Raw genomic sequence first — 14,959 nt, 5'->3', positions numbered from 1 at the left:
TTTCCTCCTTATTGGCGTGCTGCCAGCATCGCGGTCAATTTTTCAGCCCAGGCTTTGGTTTCAGGGAGATCCTGTACCGGCTGGCTATAGTGACCACGGTTGTCCGGCGCCACAGGCGTGGTGGCATCAATAATCAGCTTGTCGGTTATACCTGCCGGGCTGGAGCCTGGGTCAAGTTCCAGCACCGACATGTTCGGTAGCTGCACCAAATCCCCCGCCGGGTTCACCTTCGACGACAGCGCCCACATCACCTGCGGGAGGTTGAACGGGTCGACGTCCTCATCCACCATGATCACCATCTTCACGTAGCCCAGACCGTGAGGCGTGGTCATGGCGCGTAGCCCAACGGCACGGGCAAAGCCGCCATAGCGTTTTTTGGTGGAGATAATGGCCAGCAGGCCGTGGGTGTACATGGCATTTACCGCCTGCACTTCCGGGAATTCAGCTTTCAGCTGCTGGTAGAGCGGCACGCAGGTTGCCGGGCCCATCAGGTAGTCGATCTCGGTCCACGGCATGCCCAGGTAAAGGGATTCAAAAATCGGCTTCGTGCGGTAAGAGACTTTATCGATACGCACAACCGTCATATTACGGCCACCGGAATAGTGTCCGGTAAATTCACCAAACGGCCCTTCAATTTCCCGTTTACGCCCCTCAATCACCCCTTCCAGGATCACTTCAGAACCCCACGGCACATCGAACCCGGTCAGCGGCGCGGTCGCAATCGGATACGGACTTTCGCGCAGCGCGCCGGCCATTTCGTACTCGGACTGATCGTACTTCAGCGGCGTTGCACCCATCAGCGTAATGATCGGGTCGTTGCCCAGGGTAATGGCAATCGGCAGATCTTCACCACGCTCTTCCGCTTTATGCAGATGCAGCGCAATATCGTGCATCGGCACCGGCTGCAGGCCGAGCTTACGCTTGCCCTTCACCTCCATGCGATAGATCCCGACGTTCTGCTTGCCGAAGTGATCCGGGTCAAGCGGATCGCGCGAGACGACGCACGCTTTATCGAGATAGAAACCCCCGTCGCCGTCGTTCAGGCGGAACAGCGGCAGAATATCGAACAGGTTGATGTCTTCACCGTCTACGGTATTCTGCGCCCACGCCGGGTTAGCGCGACGCTCTGGCGCAATCGGAAATTTATCCCAGCGGCGAATGAACTCGTCAATCTGCTTTTTCACCGGCGTATTCGCGGGCAGCCCCATCGAAATAGCGTGGTTCTGCCAGGAGCCGATGGTGTTCATCACCACGCGGGCATCGGTGAAGCCACGAATATTGTCGAACCACAGCGCGGGCGCGCCGTCGCCAATGCGGCCAGTGGCGTTAGCGGCCGCCGCCAGATCCGGCTCAGCGTTAACCTCTTCCTCTATTCTCAGCAGCTGCCCTTGCTCTTCGAGCGCCTGCAGGAAGCTTCTCAAATCATCAAATGCCATCTTTTGTCTCCTGTGAAAAATGTTTAGCCGCCCGCAGGCCGTTCCATCGACGCGCTTTTTTATGCTCCAGACCAAACTGATCGAGCACGCGGGTCACGATATGCTGGGTAATATCATCGGCGGTTTGCGGGTGGTTGTAGTACGCGGGCATAGGGGGCACCATCGCCACGCCCATGCGCGAAAGGGCAAGCATGTTCTCAAGATGGATAGTGCTGAGCGGCGTCTCACGGGGAACCAGCACCAGCTTGCGCCCCTCTTTCAGGACGACATCAGCCGCGCGCCCCACCAGCCCTTCGGCATAGCCCGAACGGATACCCGCCAGCGTTTTCATGCTGCACGGAATGACGATCATGCCCTCGGTACGAAACGAGCCGGATGAGATTGTGGCAGCCTGATCGGCCGGGCTGTGGACAACATCCGCCAGCGCGGCAACGTCCTGTGCCGTATAGGGCGTTTCCAGTTCAATGGTGGTCTTCGCCCACTTAGACATCACCAGATGGGTCTCCACCTCTGGCATTTCGCGCAGCGCCTCAAGCAGCGCCACGCCCAGCGGCGCCCCCGTTGCGCCGGTCATTCCCACTATCAATCTCATTCAACACCTCAATTCATTTGTTCGCATACGAACATTATGAGTAAACTACTCCCGGATCGGTCTTCTGACAAGATCGTTCGTATGCGATCACACGAATTGCTAAAAACTCCCGCGTTAAAATCCCGGGCGATAGCGGCTATCATAGAGGAAGTTATTTTTCGTCGGAGTGTTCATGGAGCTTAGACAAGAAGCGTTTCACCTGTTACGCCAGCTTTTTCAACAGCATACCGCCCACTGGCAACATGCTTTGCCAGAGCTTACCAAGCCGCAATACGCGGTAATGCGGTCTATTGCGGAAAATCCTGGCATTGAGCAGGTCGCACTGACGGAAGTCGCAGTTAGCACCAAGGCGACGCTGGCAGAAATGCTCAGCCGCATGGAGGCGCGCGGCCTGGTCAAGCGCGAGCACGACCCTGCCGATAAGCGTCGCCGGTTTATCTTCCTGACGGCTGATGGAAAAGCCTTGCTTGAGCGCTGTAAGCCGATTGGGAACGAGGTCGATGAGGCGTTTTTAGGGCGCCTCAGCGGGGCTGAACGGGAGCAATTTGCAGCGCTTATTAAAAAGATGATGCCTGATTAATTAACCCTGGCGCGCATAAAATCGATAAAGGTTCGTACTTTCGCGGGCACATGCCGGGCATCGGGATAGACGGCATAGATACCCTGCTGAGCAAACGTATATTCCGGTAAGAGCGATACCAGATCTCCCGCATCCAGGGCGTTTCGCACCAGCCACTCAGGCAGCAGCGCTACTCCACCGCCCGCCAGGGCGAAAGCCATCAGCACCTGCGCGCTGTCTGCATACAGGCGCGGTGCGTGCTTAATCTCAAAGGAAACCGGTCTTTCATCGGCGTCCTTTACCTGCCAGCGCAGCGGCGAAGCCAGGCGCTCGTGAATAATCCAGTCGGCTTCTGCCAGCTGTTCCAGCGACGCCACCCGATGATTTACCAGCCAACCCGGCGTCGCCACGGGCACTATATTAAAGGTGGTAATCAATGCGGCGCGGTAGCGCGAATCTGCGAGCGTTCCCAGCCGGATGGCGACGTCAAAGCGCTCTGAGATAAGGTCAGCATGCAAAGAGGACGAGACGTGACGCACGCGAAGGTCTGGGTGCTGCTGACTGAATTCAGCCAGCAAAGGAACGACGACCTGCGTGCCATACTCGGGCGTAGTGGTGATCCGAAAATCCCCCGTCAGACCGGTATGGTTGGCGCGTACGTCATCCTGCAGTTGCTCAGCCTCCCTTAAAAGCCTCACGCTTCGCTGATGAAACAGCCTTCCCGCCTCGGTCAACGTCAGGCGTCGGGTGGACCTCAGCAGCAGCGTAACCCCCAGCTCCTCTTCAAGCTGACGAATATTGAAACTGACGACCGCTTTTGTCAGCCCCATCGCCTCCGCCGCAGTGGTGAAGCTACCGGTGTCCGCTACGGCGATGAACATCGCCGTACGGTGTAAATTGAGCATAGTTTTCCTTGCTTACTGTCAAAATATTTTTGACAGTATATCGTGCTTTGTCGCGTTTATCCGCGGCGTGCGGGCCGATACGATACGCCACCTCACCGGAGGATCCACCATGACGTATCGCAGCAAAATTGCCTTGGTCTTTCTGCTTGGCTTGTTCCTTGATTTGATTAACATGTTTATCGCCAGCGTCGCCTTTCCGGCAATGGCTCACGCGTTTAACGCCACCCCTTCCGCGCTTGCATGGGTGAGTAACGGGTACACTGCCGGCCTGACGCTCGTCATCCCTTTCAGCAGCATCCTGACGCGCCGCCTCGGGCCGAAGCGCATCATTCTTCTCTCCCTGGTCCTCTTCAGCGCGGCCTCAGCGGCGGCGGGACTGTCCTCTTCGCTGGAAAGTCTGATTGCCTGGCGCGCGCTGCAGGGCGTCGGTGGCGGGTTGCTGATCCCGGTCGGACAGGCGCTGACCTGGCAACAGTTCAAGCCTCACGAACGCGCCAGACTCTCCTCGGCGGTGATGCTGGTCGCACTGCTTGCCCCTGCCTGTTCCCCGGCGGTGGGCGGTGCGCTGGTTCAAGCTTTTAGCTGGCGCTGGATATTTTTTGCCACGCTACCCGTCGCTATCGTTACTTTCGCGTTGGCCTGCGCGTGGCTCAAAACTGAAGCGCCGCCGGTTAAAACAGCCAGGCTACTGAACCTCTCTTTGCTGGCGAACCCGCTGATGCGCTTTTCCATGCTGATCTATTTGTGCGTACCCGGCATCTTTATTGGCGTAAACGTAACGGGAATGTATTACCTTCAGAGCGAAGCGGGCATGACGCCCAGCGCAACGGGCATGCTTATGCTGCCCTGGTCGGTGGCATCTTTTATCGCCATTACGGCGACGGGACGCTATTTCAACCGTATCGGCCCCCGGCCTCTGGTCGTCATTGGCTGCCTTTTGCAGGCGACGGGCATTCTGCTTTTGATTAACGTCAGTTCAGCCACGCTGCTGCCCGTCGTTGCGTTTACGCTGATGGGCGCAGGAGGAAGCCTGTGCAGCAGCACGGCTCAGAGCAGCGCCTTTCTGACAACGCGACAAGAGGATATGCCTGATGCCAGCGCGCTGTGGAACCTTAATCGCCAGCTGAGCTTTTTTGCCGGCGCCCTGCTGCTGGCCCAGGTGCTGAGCACCATGCAGGCTTGTCTTGCTCCGCTCGCCGCCTGGCACGGGATGTTTATCTTTGCCGCAGCCATGACCTTACTGCCGGTACTTTACGTTTTCCGTCTTAACAACGCGCAGGTGCTTACGCAGCTGCATCAGGAGAAACCATGACGCATTTCGAACATGAAATTATCGACATCCACGTCGCACTTGAGAACTGGTTAGGTGCAGGAAAAGGTGATGTAGCCGCCCTGGCCGCCCGTTTCCGCCCGGACTTTCTGATGGTTCCACCGAGCGGTGCCCACTTAGACCACAGCGCCCTGGTCAGCTTCCTTGACGCGCAGCGCGCGAGCCGACCTGGCCTGAAAATTACCATCGATGCGTTAACGACGCTGCAAGCATGGGATAACGGCGCGGTACTTCACTATCGCGAAACGCAAACCCGGCCGGATCAGCCCGTCAACGTGCGCTGGTCAACCGCGGTGCTTAATCAGGAAGGAAACAACATTACCTGGCGTTTGCTGCATGAAACGGCGCAGCCGTAGCGCAAAAGAAAAAGGCCCGTCTCACGACGGGCCTTTTTTGACGAATGGTTGCTTATTCGCGGAACAGCGCTTCGATGTTCAGCCCTTGCCCCTGCAGGATTTCACGCAGGCGACGCAGACCTTCAACCTGAATCTGACGAACACGTTCGCGGGTCAGGCCAATTTCACGGCCGACGTCTTCCAGTGTCGCAGCTTCGTACCCCAGTAAACCGAAACGACGTGCCAGCACTTCACGCTGTTTGGCGTTCAGTTCGAACAGCCATTTGACGATGCTCTGTTTCATGTCATCGTCCTGCGTGGTGTCTTCCGGGCCGTTGTCTTTTTCATCGGCCAGAATATCCAGCAGCGCTTTTTCGGAGTCGCCACCCAACGGGGTGTCAACTGAGGTAATGCGCTCGTTGAGACGCAGCATACGGCTTACGTCATCAACCGGTTTATCAAGCTGCTCGGCGATCTCTTCCGCACTTGGCTCGTGGTCCAGCTTATGGGACAACTCGCGCGCGGTACGCAGATAGACGTTCAGCTCTTTGACGATGTGGATCGGCAGTCGAATCGTACGGGTTTGGTTCATAATTGCCCGTTCGATGGTCTGACGAATCCACCAGGTCGCGTAGGTTGAGAAACGGAACCCGCGTTCCGGGTCAAACTTCTCAACTGCGCGGATGAGACCTAAGTTGCCCTCTTCAATCAGGTCCAGCAGAGCCAGACCACGATTGCCGTAACGGCGGGCAATTTTCACGACCAGACGCAAGTTACTTTCAATCATGCGGCGGCGCGAGGCAACATCTCCACGCAAAGCACGACGTGCAAAATAGACTTCTTCTTCGGCCGTTAACAGTGGGGAGTAACCAATCTCCCCAAGGTAAAGCTGAGTCGCGTCCAGTACACGCTGTGTGGCGCCCTGCGATAACAGCTCTTCTTCAGCCAAATCGTTATCACTGGGTTCCTCTTCTACTAAGGCTTTTTCGTCAAAAGCCTCTGCTCCGTTCTCATCAAATTCCGCATCTTCATTTAGATCATGAACTTTCAGCGTATTCTGACTCATAAAGGTGGCTCCTACCCGTGATCCCTGAACGAGACATCCTGGCTGGCATGCCCCGTCAAATTATCGCTGCGGCAAATACTGCAGCGGGTTTACGGATTTCCCCTTGTAACGAATTTCAAAATGCAAGCGTGTAGAACTGGTGCCGGTGCTACCCATGGTAGCGATTTTCTGCCCCGCCTTGATTTCTTGTTGCTCCCGGACCAGCATTGTATCGTTATGGGCGTAGGCACTCAGGTAATCATCGTTATGTTTTATGATAATAAGATTACCGTAACCGCGCAGAGCGTTACCGGCATACACAACGCGTCCGTCTGCGGTCGCGATGATAGCCTGTCCCTTACTTCCTGCGATATCGATCCCTTTATTTCCCCCCTCGGAGGAAGAGAAGTTCTCGATAACCTTACCGTCAGTCGGCCAGCGCCAGGTGGAGATTGGCGAACTGGAACTCATACTGCTGGCAGTCGGCTCGGTAGAGCTAACCACAGGTGCCGTAACCGGTGCTGTGACAACCGTCGCAGTACCTTTATTATTCGGCAACATTTTGTTAGCACTCTGATCACCTGAATCCTCAGAATACGTAATTACAGGTTGCGAAGCAACTACCGTGGTGGTTTTTTGTGCAGGCTTAACGCTGTTATTTTGCGCCGTGACGTCGGCAGCAGAAACAGAGTTACCCGGCGTGAGCGGCGTACCCGTCGCGTTGCCAACCTGAAGCGTTTGTCCGACTTCCAGTCCATACGGGGCCTGCACGTTATTACGCTGTGCCAGGTCACGGAAATCGTTCCCGGTGATCCAGGCAATGTAGAAGAGCGTATCGCCGCGTTTCACCGTATAGGTACTGCCGCCCGTATAGCTTCCTTTCGGAATGTTCCCATACTTACGGTTATACACTATGCGGCCATTTTCGGTCTGAACAGGCTGTTGCACTGGCTGTATTTGTGTTGGCTGGGATACAGGCTGCTGAACAGGCTGGATCTGCGGAGTTTGCTGCGCCGTAGACGCGCCCATTTTAGGCGGAGGGGTGATCAACATTCCGCTGGACGTGTTACCCGATCCGCTGTTCCCGCCGACGGAGCTTACCGGCGCAGGCGCGTTATTCGAACTTGTACAGCCTGCCAGCCATAGAGAAACCAGTGATAATGCCGCAACACGGCTGATGGTGAATTTTGGGCTTCCCGCGCTCATTTATCCCCCAGGAATGTGTTAACTACCAGTGACTTAAAATAACCGTGATGGCACGAACCTTTTGCGCCACACCATACGCTGAATTTGCCTTAATAACCCTGGATAAATCCGAGTCTCAGGCCAACTCCCCCTTAACAAGGGGGACGAAGCGCACGGCTTCTACGGTATCGATAATAAACTCGCCGCCGCGCCGACGAACGCGCTTCAACAGCTGCTGTTCGTCCCCCACGGGCAAAACAAGAATGCCACCCTCGTCAAGCTGCGCCAGAAGCGCAGCGGGAATTTCAGGTGGCGCCGCCGTGACGATGATGGCGTCAAACGGGGCGCGAGCCTGCCAACCCTGCCATCCATCGCCGTGGCGTGTCGAAACATTATGTAAATCAAGTTGTTTCAGGCGACGGCGCGCCTGCCACTGTAACCCTTTGATACGCTCAACTGAGCATACATGGTGAACCAGATGCGCCAGGATCGCGGTTTGGTACCCCGAGCCGGTGCCAATTTCCAGCACGCGGGATTCCGGGGTTAGCTCCAGCAGCTCCGTCATGCGCGCCACCATGTAGGGCTGCGAAATGGTCTGGCCTTGCCCGATGGGCAGCGCCACGTTTTCCCACGCTTTGTGTTCAAACGCCTCGTCTACAAACTTCTCACGGGGAACCTGAGCAAGCGCATCCAGTACATGCTCGTTCGTGATCCCCTGAGCACGCAGTTGTTCCAGAAGCGCATGTACACGTTTACTTACCATTGCACGTTCACTCCGACCCGATCTAACCAGTCCGACACCACCTCATGCGCGCTATAAGCGGTTAAATCTACGTGCAGCGGCGTAACGGAAACGTACCCTTCATCCACAGCGGCAAAGTCAGTATCTGGCCCGGCATCGCATTTTTCACCCGGAGGACCGATCCAGTAAAGGGTGTTGCCGCGGGGATCCTGCTGCGGGATCACCTGATCGGCTGGATGACGGCTGCCGCAGCGCGTCACGCGGATCCCTTTGATCTCATCAAGGGGCAGGTCAGGCACGTTGATATTCAGGATACGACCGGTACGCAGGGGTTCGCGCCCCAGCCCACGGAGGAGAGAACAGGTCACCGCTGCCGCCGTGTCGTAGTGCTTGTGGCCGTTTAACGACACCGCCAGCGCCGGGAAACCCAAATGACGGCCTTCCATTGCTGCCGCCACGGTGCCCGAATAGATAACGTCATCACCAAGATTCGGTCCGGCATTAATACCCGAGACCACAATATCCGGACGCGGACGCATCAGCGCATTCACGCCGAGAAAGACGCAGTCCGTCGGCGTGCCCATCTGCACGGCGATATCGCCGTTATCAAAGGTAAAGGTGCGAAGCGACGACTCGAGCGTCAATGAGTTAGACGCCCCGCTGCGGTTACGATCGGGTGCCACAACCTGCACATCCGCAAATTCACGGAGGTGTTTCGCCAGCGTCTGAATGCCCGGCGCATGGATCCCGTCATCGTTACTCAGCAATATTCGCATAATCACCCGACGTGTTGATAAGTTCCCTGACAACACTGGTGGCAAAGCTACCTGCCGGCAGCCAGAAGCGTAACTCGACGGTCACGTCATCCCACCAGTTCCAGCTTAACTGCTGCGGGTAGAGCAGCATCGCACGGCGTGCCGCTTCGACTTTTTCCCGCACCAGCAATGATTGTAATTCTGGCGCATCCGCCACGGCGGCCTGCTCGGCGGCCAGCGCATCCCCCTGCGGCCCCCAGTCGCCCGTACCGGGCAACGCGGCGGTAATCATCAGGGTTTTGGCCTCCACGCGCGACTGGACATCGGCCATTTCCTCAGCCGTTGCCACAAACCAGCTTCCGCGTCCCGCTAATTGTAGCGCATCGCCGACAACAACTTGATTCGCGTCCGTTTTTTTCAGTCGTTCGCTCACAATCTGATTAAACAACGCGCTGCGTGCTGCCGACAACCAAAAACTGCGTTTATTCCTGTCGCGCACCGGGGCATCGCTTTGCGCCCAGCGCAGCGCGCCCTGCAGGTTACTGCCGCCAATGCCAAAGCGCTGTGCGCCAAAGTAGTTCGGTACGCCCTGTTCGTTAATCGCGTTTAAACGCTTCTCAACGTCATCGCGATTGGTTACTTCACGCAGCACCAGGGTAAAGGCGTTACCTTTCAACGCCCCCAGACGCAGCTTGCGCTTGTGGCGGGCGTACTCCAGCACTTTACAGCCTTCAAGCTCAAATTTGCTTAAATCAGGCATTACGTTGCCAGGCACGCGCGCGCAGAGCCACTGCTCGGTGACGGCGTGTTTGTCCTTCTGCCCGGCGAAGCTGACTTCACGGGCGTGAATTTTGAGGAATTTTGCCAGCGCGTCGGCCACAAACCGGGTGTTGCAGCCGTTTTTCAGAATACGCACCAGGAGATGTTCGCCTTCACCGTCCGGCTCAAAGCCTAAATCCTCCACCACCACAAAATCTTCCGGGCTGGCTTTCAGCAGGCCGCTTCCCTGTGGTTTACCGTGCAGATACGTCAGGTCGTCGAAGTCTGTCATTTTGCCGCCTTCACCAGCAGCGCAACGGCCTCACAGGCAATGCCTTCGCCGCGACCGGTAAAGCCCAGCTTCTCGGTGGTGGTGGCTTTGACGTTAACGTCATCCATGTGGCAGCCCAGATCTTCAGTGATAAACACGCGCATCTGCGGGATGTGCGGCAGCATTTTCGGTGCCTGCGCGATGATCGTTACGTCAACGTTACCCAGGGCGTAGCCTTTGGCCTGAATACGGCGCCAGGCTTCGCGCAGCAGCTCACGGCTGTCTGCCCCTTTGAACGCCGGGTCGGTGTCCGGGAACAGTTTGCCGATATCGCCGAGTGCCGCAGCACCGAGCAAGGCATCGGTTAAGGCGTGTAGCGCCACGTCGCCATCAGAATGCGCCAGCAGCCCTTTTTCGTAAGGGATACGTACGCCGCCAATGATAATTGGGCCTTCTCCGCCAAAGGCGTGTACATCAAAACCGTGTCCAATTCGCATTATGCCTTCTCCTGATGGGTCGAACGGGTAAGATAAAATTCCGCGAGCTGTAAATCTTCCGGGCGCGTCACTTTTATATTATCAGCGCGTCCTTCAACAAGCTCAGGGTGAAAACCGCAATACTCCAGCGCGGAGGCTTCGTCCGTGATGGTCGCGCCCTCTTTAAGCGCACGCGTTAAGCAGTCATGGAGGAGTTCGCGGGGGAAAAACTGTGGCGTCAGCGCGTGCCAGAGATCGACGCGCTCAACGGTATGGGCGATGGCCTGCCTGCCCGGCTCGGCGCGCTTCATGGTATCGCGCACCGGAGCGGCGAGAATGCCACCGACCCTGCTTGTTTCGCTGAGGGCCAGCAGACGCGCAAGATCGTCCTGATGCAGGCACGGGCGCGCGGCGTCATGGACCAGCACCCATTGCGCGTGACCCGCAGCCTGAATGCCCGCCAGCACGGAGTCGGCGCGTTCGGCGCCGCCGTCAACGACGGTAATTTGCGGGTGGTTTGCCAGCGGTAGCTGCGCGAAACGCGCATCGCCTGGGCTGATGGCGATCACGACGTGCGTCACCCGTGGATGCGCCAGCAGCGCCGCCACGGAGTGTTCGAGGATCGTTTTATCGCCAATCGAGAGGTACTGCTTGGGACATTCTGTCTGCATGCGCCGGCCAAAACCTGCGGCCGGCACCACGGCGCATACGTCCGAAAAAGTTACTGCCATGTCGTAATCCTGGGCCTGATTATCGATTGTTTTGTGCTGAGCCCTGATTGCGTTTAGACGCATCCGGAACCAGACGATAAAAGGTTTCGCCCGGCTTAGTCATACTGAGTTCATTGCGCGCGCGTTCCTCAATCGCCTCTTGCCCGCCATTGAGGTCATCAATTTCAGCAAAGAGTTGATCGTTACGCGCCTTAAGTTTAGCGTTTGTTGCCTGCTGGGCCGCGACGTCATCGCTCACCCGGCTATAGTCGTGCAGCCCGTTTTTACCGAACCACAGCGAATATTGCAGCCAGACCAGCAAAGCCAGCAACAGCAGCGTTAGTTTACCCATCCTGCCCCCTGAAAAACGGCATCCTCATCCCAAGACTTCCCCAGGACACTACGCCGGGGTAACAGAGATGCCGCAACATCGCGGGCAAATGTACCACATTTTTTCCGCAGAATCGCCCTGCACAATATCGTCACACAGTTGGTTACGGTTTGAATTATGGCTGAAGTTAGCCCATGAGCCACAAAAATAACAGACCAAACATCAGAACCACCGTCACAATCGTGACAACGGCGCTGTAAAGGAGTTTGCCATTGAGGAGAGAATGCAGCGCAATGCCGACGACAACCGCGACGGGCATCAGTGCCAGGAAGAAGGGCCAGGTGTAGAGGAAGAAGAAAAGCGTGTTCCCACCGTAGATGAGAAAAGGAATGCCCAGCGCCAGCAACCACGCGACGAAGCCGACGAAGGCCCCAGGAAAGGACCATGTCGTCTCGTCGTCGGGCGTTATCGGCTCCGACACTGTGGTAATAATGTAATTTTCACTGTTGCGCATAGCTAATCCTGTGACCGTGACTCATCGTTCGGGAAGACAGATCCCGAACGATACCGTCTCAGGATCTGATAATATCGTCCCGTCTGAGCAGGTCTAATAATTGGCTTACTAAATTTGTTACCAATTGTTGACCTTCCAGGTGAATCTCAGGGGATTCAGGCGCTTCGTATACCGCGTCAATTCCGGTGAAGTTGCGCAGTTCTCCGGCACGCGCTTTCTTGTACAGCCCTTTCGGGTCGCGCGCTTCGCAAATCTCCAGCGGCGTATCGACAAACACCTCGATAAAGCGATCCTGACCCACGCGTTCGCGCACCGTCTGGCGCTCCGCGCGGTGGGGCGAGATAAACGCGGTCAGCACCACCAGCCCGGCATCCGCCATCAGGCTGGCAACCTCACCAACCCGGCGAATGTTCTCTTTGCGGTCGTCGTCGCTAAAGCCTAAATCGCTGCACAGGCCGTGACGCACGTTGTCGCCGTCCAGCAGGTACGTGCTCACGCCCTGCTGATGCAACGCCTCTTCCAGCGCGCCTGCCACCGTGGATTTACCCGAACCAGACAGCCCGGTAAACCACAGCACAACCCCACGGTGACCGTGGAGCTGTTCGCGCTGGGCGACGGTGACCGGATGAGGATGCCAGACGACGTTCTCATCGTGGGCGGCCATTACTTGCCTCCCAGCAGATCGCGTGCGCCCCAGTGCGGGAAGTGCTTACGCACCAGCGCGTTCAGCTCCAGCTCAAAGGCGCTGAATTCAGACGCCACGGCCGCCTGCTCGTTTGGCTCGCGCACCATGCCGGCGCCAACGGTGACGTTGGTCAGCCTGTCGATAAAGATAAGCCCCCCGGTGACCGGGTTCTGCTGATACTGATCCAGCACCAGCGGCTCGTCGAAGGTCAGATCAACCAGGCCAATGCCGTTCAGCGGCAGCTCGCTCACGTCGCGTTGAGTCAGATTATTGATGTCCACCTGGAACTGAATGCCGTCCACCCGGGCACGCGTTTTCTTGCCCGCAATTTTAATGTCGTAGCTCTGGCCTGCCGTCAGCGGCTGCTCGGCCATCCACACCACGTCTACGGCAGCCCCCTGAACGGCTGCCAGCGATTCGCTCGCATCGACCAGCAGGTCGCCCCGGCTGATATCAATTTCGTCTTTCAGCACCAGCGTGACCGCTTCACCTGCCCCCGCTTCCGGCAGATCGCCATCAAAGGTGACAATGCGGGCGATGGACGATTCCACGCCTGACGGCAGCACTTTTACGCGCTGACCGACGTTCACCGAGCCAGAGGCAATGGTGCCGGAGAAACCGCGGAAATCGAGGTTCGGACGGTTAACGTACTGCACCGGGAAACGCATCGGCTGGGTGTCGACCACGCGCTGGATCTCAACGGTTTCCAGCACTTCCAGCAGCGTCGGGCCGCTGTACCAGGGCATGTTTGCGCTCTGGGACGCGACGTTATCCCCTTCAAGCGCAGAGAGCGGCACGAAGCGGATATCGAGATTGCCCGGCAGCTGCTCGGCAAAGGTCAGGTACTCTTCACGTATACGGTTGAAGGTCTCTTCGCTGTAGTCGACGAGATCCATTTTGTTCACCGCCACCACCAGGTGTTTGATTCCCAGCAGCGTGGAGATAAAGCTGTGACGACGGGTCTGATCCAGCACGCCTTTACGGGCGTCCATCAGCAGGATCGCCAGCTCGCAGGTGGAGGCACCGGTCGCCATGTTACGGGTGTACTGCTCATGCCCCGGCGTGTCGGCGATGATAAATTTGCGCTTCTCGGTGGAGAAGTAGCGATAGGCCACGTCAATGGTGATGCCCTGCTCGCGCTCCGCCTGCAGTCCGTCTACCAGCAGCGCCAGGTCGAGCTTTTCGCCCTGGGTACCGTGACGCTTGCTGTCGTTGTGCAGAGAAGAGAGCTGGTCTTCATAAATCTGGCGGGTGTCGTGCAGCAGGCGGCCAATCAGGGTGCTTTTCCCGTCATCCACGCTGCCGCAGGTCAGAAAGCGCAGCAGGCTTTTATGCTGTTGCGCGTGCAGATAGGCTTCTACGCCGCCTTCATCAGCGATTTGTTGAGCAATAGTGGTGTTCATGGCGGCTCCTTAGAAATAACCCTGACGTTTCTTCAGCTCCATGGAGCCTGCCTGGTCGCGGTCGATCACGCGGCCCTGTCGCTCGCTGGTGGTCGAGACCAGCATCTCTTCGATGATCTCCGGCAGCGTTTGCGCGCTGGATTCCACCGCGCCGGTCAGCGGCCAGCAGCCGAGGGTGCGGAAACGCACCATCTGTTGTTTAATCTCTTCACCCGGCTGCAGGTCGATGCGATCGTCGTCGATCATCATCAGCATGCCGTCGCGTTCCAGCACCGGGCGCTCTGCCGCCAGGTAAAGTGGAACGATCTCGATGTTTTCCAGGTAGATGTACTGCCAGATATCCAGCTCGGTCCAGTTAGAGAGCGGAAAGACGCGAATGCTTTCGCCTTTGTTAATCTGGCCGTTGTAGTTGTGCCACAGCTCAGGGCGCTGGTTTTTCGGGTCCCAGCGGTGGAAGCGATCGCGGAAAGAGTAGATACGCTCTTTGGCACGGGATTTTTCTTCATCACGGCGCGCGCCGCCGAAGGCCGCATCAAAACCGTATTTGTTCAGCGCCTGCTTCAGCCCTTCGGTTTTCATGATATCGGTGTGCTTGGCGCTACCGTGCACGAACGGGTTAATCCCCATCGCCACCCCTTCCGGGTTTTTATGCACCAGCAGCTCGCAGCCGTAGGCTTTTGCGGTACGGTCACGGAATTCGTACATCTCGCGGAATTTCCAGCCGGTATCCACGTGCAGCAGCGGGAACGGCAGCGTACCCGGGTAAAACGCTTTACGCGCCAGGTGCAGCATCACGCTGGAGTCTTTGCCGATGGAGTACATCATCACCGGGTTTGAGAATTCAGCAGCCACTTCGCGGATAATATGGATACTTTCCGCTTCGAGTTGCCGCAGGTGAGTCAGTCGTTTTTGGTCCATAACCGTTC

At 57.3% G+C, this 14,959-nt stretch carries 18 protein-coding genes; 3 read left to right on the top strand and 15 right to left on the bottom strand.

Annotated features, from left to right (window positions below; genetic code table 11):
- Window positions 1–8: 8 nt before the first annotated feature.
- Together D5067_RS04880 and D5067_RS04875 are read right to left on the bottom strand one after the other, a co-directional pair.
- Window positions 9–1,436 (bottom strand): non-oxidative hydroxyarylic acid decarboxylases subunit C, encoded by a 1,428-nt coding sequence (locus D5067_RS04880; RefSeq protein WP_119936026.1) that lies wholly within the window; start codon window positions 1,434–1,436, stop codon window positions 9–11.
- Window positions 1,426–2,028: a non-oxidative hydroxyarylic acid decarboxylases subunit B gene (locus D5067_RS04875; RefSeq protein ID WP_119936027.1), complete on the bottom strand. Its 603-nt coding sequence runs from the start codon at window positions 2,026–2,028 to the stop codon at window positions 1,426–1,428. Before D5067_RS04875 ends, D5067_RS04880 begins: the two co-directional genes overlap by 11 nt.
- Window positions 2,029–2,200: 172 nt before the next feature.
- Between D5067_RS04875 and D5067_RS04870 the strand changes: the two genes are divergently transcribed.
- Window positions 2,201–2,608: a MarR family winged helix-turn-helix transcriptional regulator gene (locus D5067_RS04870; protein ID WP_119936028.1), complete on the top strand. Its 408-nt coding sequence runs from the start codon at window positions 2,201–2,203 to the stop codon at window positions 2,606–2,608.
- On the opposite strand, the gene D5067_RS04865 is transcribed toward D5067_RS04870, so the two are convergent.
- Window positions 2,605–3,492, bottom strand: a complete 888-nt coding sequence (locus D5067_RS04865) for a LysR family transcriptional regulator (protein WP_119936029.1) — start codon at window positions 3,490–3,492, stop codon at window positions 2,605–2,607. The two genes, D5067_RS04870 and D5067_RS04865, sit on opposite strands and share 4 nt — an antisense overlap.
- A gap of 109 nt (window positions 3,493–3,601) precedes the next feature.
- Here D5067_RS04865 and D5067_RS04860 point away from each other — a divergent pair, with 109 nt between their 5' ends.
- Window positions 3,602–4,804: an MFS transporter gene (locus D5067_RS04860; RefSeq protein ID WP_119936030.1), complete on the top strand. Its 1,203-nt coding sequence runs from the start codon at window positions 3,602–3,604 to the stop codon at window positions 4,802–4,804.
- Window positions 4,801–5,178 carry a DUF4440 domain-containing protein gene (locus D5067_RS04855; protein WP_119936031.1) on the top strand — a complete coding sequence of 126 codons (378 nt, stop codon included), beginning with the start codon at window positions 4,801–4,803 and terminating at the stop codon, window positions 5,176–5,178. The genes D5067_RS04860 and D5067_RS04855 overlap by 4 nt, the downstream gene beginning before the upstream one ends.
- Before the next feature lie 52 nt (window positions 5,179–5,230).
- Here D5067_RS04855 and rpoS read toward each other — a convergent pair whose 3' ends face one another.
- The 12 genes from rpoS to cysD form a co-directional block, all read right to left on the bottom strand.
- Window positions 5,231–6,223: an RNA polymerase sigma factor RpoS gene (gene rpoS, locus D5067_RS04850; RefSeq protein ID WP_013098493.1), complete on the bottom strand. Its 993-nt coding sequence runs from the start codon at window positions 6,221–6,223 to the stop codon at window positions 5,231–5,233.
- A 60-nt stretch (window positions 6,224–6,283) separates the two neighbouring features.
- Window positions 6,284–7,408, bottom strand: a complete 1,125-nt coding sequence (gene nlpD / locus D5067_RS04845) for a murein hydrolase activator NlpD (protein WP_119936032.1) — start codon at window positions 7,406–7,408, stop codon at window positions 6,284–6,286.
- Window positions 7,409–7,523: 115 nt separating this feature from the next.
- Window positions 7,524–8,150, bottom strand: a complete 627-nt coding sequence (locus tag D5067_RS04840; RefSeq protein WP_119936033.1) for a protein-L-isoaspartate(D-aspartate) O-methyltransferase — start codon at window positions 8,148–8,150, stop codon at window positions 7,524–7,526.
- Entirely contained in the window at window positions 8,144–8,905 is a 762-nt protein-coding gene (surE, locus tag D5067_RS04835) for a 5'/3'-nucleotidase SurE (protein WP_119936034.1), read from the bottom strand. The genes D5067_RS04840 and surE overlap by 7 nt, the downstream gene beginning before the upstream one ends.
- Complete coding sequence (gene truD / locus D5067_RS04830) at window positions 8,886–9,935, bottom strand: tRNA pseudouridine(13) synthase TruD (protein WP_119936035.1); 1,050 nt, start codon at window positions 9,933–9,935, stop codon at window positions 8,886–8,888. Before truD ends, surE begins: the two co-directional genes overlap by 20 nt.
- On the bottom strand, window positions 9,932–10,411 hold the full coding sequence (gene ispF, locus D5067_RS04825) for a 2-C-methyl-D-erythritol 2,4-cyclodiphosphate synthase (protein WP_119936036.1): 480 nt from the start codon (window positions 10,409–10,411) through the stop codon (window positions 9,932–9,934). The genes truD and ispF overlap by 4 nt, the downstream gene beginning before the upstream one ends.
- On the bottom strand, window positions 10,411–11,121 hold the full coding sequence (ispD, locus tag D5067_RS04820) for a 2-C-methyl-D-erythritol 4-phosphate cytidylyltransferase (protein ID WP_119936037.1): 711 nt from the start codon (window positions 11,119–11,121) through the stop codon (window positions 10,411–10,413). Before ispD ends, ispF begins: the two co-directional genes overlap by 1 nt.
- 19 nt (window positions 11,122–11,140) lie before the next feature.
- Complete coding sequence (gene ftsB, locus D5067_RS04815; RefSeq protein WP_003862095.1) at window positions 11,141–11,452, bottom strand: cell division protein FtsB; 312 nt, start codon at window positions 11,450–11,452, stop codon at window positions 11,141–11,143.
- 166 nt (window positions 11,453–11,618) lie between these two features.
- The gene (locus D5067_RS04810) at window positions 11,619–11,945 is read right to left on the bottom strand and encodes a DUF3561 family protein (protein ID WP_119936039.1); all 327 of its coding nucleotides are present in this window, start codon (window positions 11,943–11,945) and stop codon (window positions 11,619–11,621) included.
- Window positions 11,946–12,003: 58 nt separating this feature from the next.
- The gene (gene cysC / locus D5067_RS04805) at window positions 12,004–12,609 is read right to left on the bottom strand and encodes an adenylyl-sulfate kinase (RefSeq protein WP_032643097.1); all 606 of its coding nucleotides are present in this window, start codon (window positions 12,607–12,609) and stop codon (window positions 12,004–12,006) included.
- Complete coding sequence (gene cysN / locus D5067_RS04800; RefSeq protein ID WP_119936040.1) at window positions 12,609–14,033, bottom strand: sulfate adenylyltransferase subunit CysN; 1,425 nt, start codon at window positions 14,031–14,033, stop codon at window positions 12,609–12,611. Before cysN ends, cysC begins: the two co-directional genes overlap by 1 nt.
- Before the next feature lie 9 nt (window positions 14,034–14,042).
- Window positions 14,043–14,951, bottom strand: a complete 909-nt coding sequence (gene cysD, locus D5067_RS04795; RefSeq protein WP_119936041.1) for a sulfate adenylyltransferase subunit CysD — start codon at window positions 14,949–14,951, stop codon at window positions 14,043–14,045.
- Between the last annotated feature and the right edge of the window lie 8 nt (window positions 14,952–14,959).

The sequence above is a fragment of the Enterobacter huaxiensis genome (genome assembly GCF_003594935.2).
GTDB classification, from domain to species: Bacteria; Pseudomonadota; Gammaproteobacteria; order Enterobacterales; family Enterobacteriaceae; genus Enterobacter; species Enterobacter huaxiensis.
The sequence above is the reverse complement of the archived record's forward strand: the minus strand, read 5'-3'. Positions and strand labels throughout refer to the sequence as shown.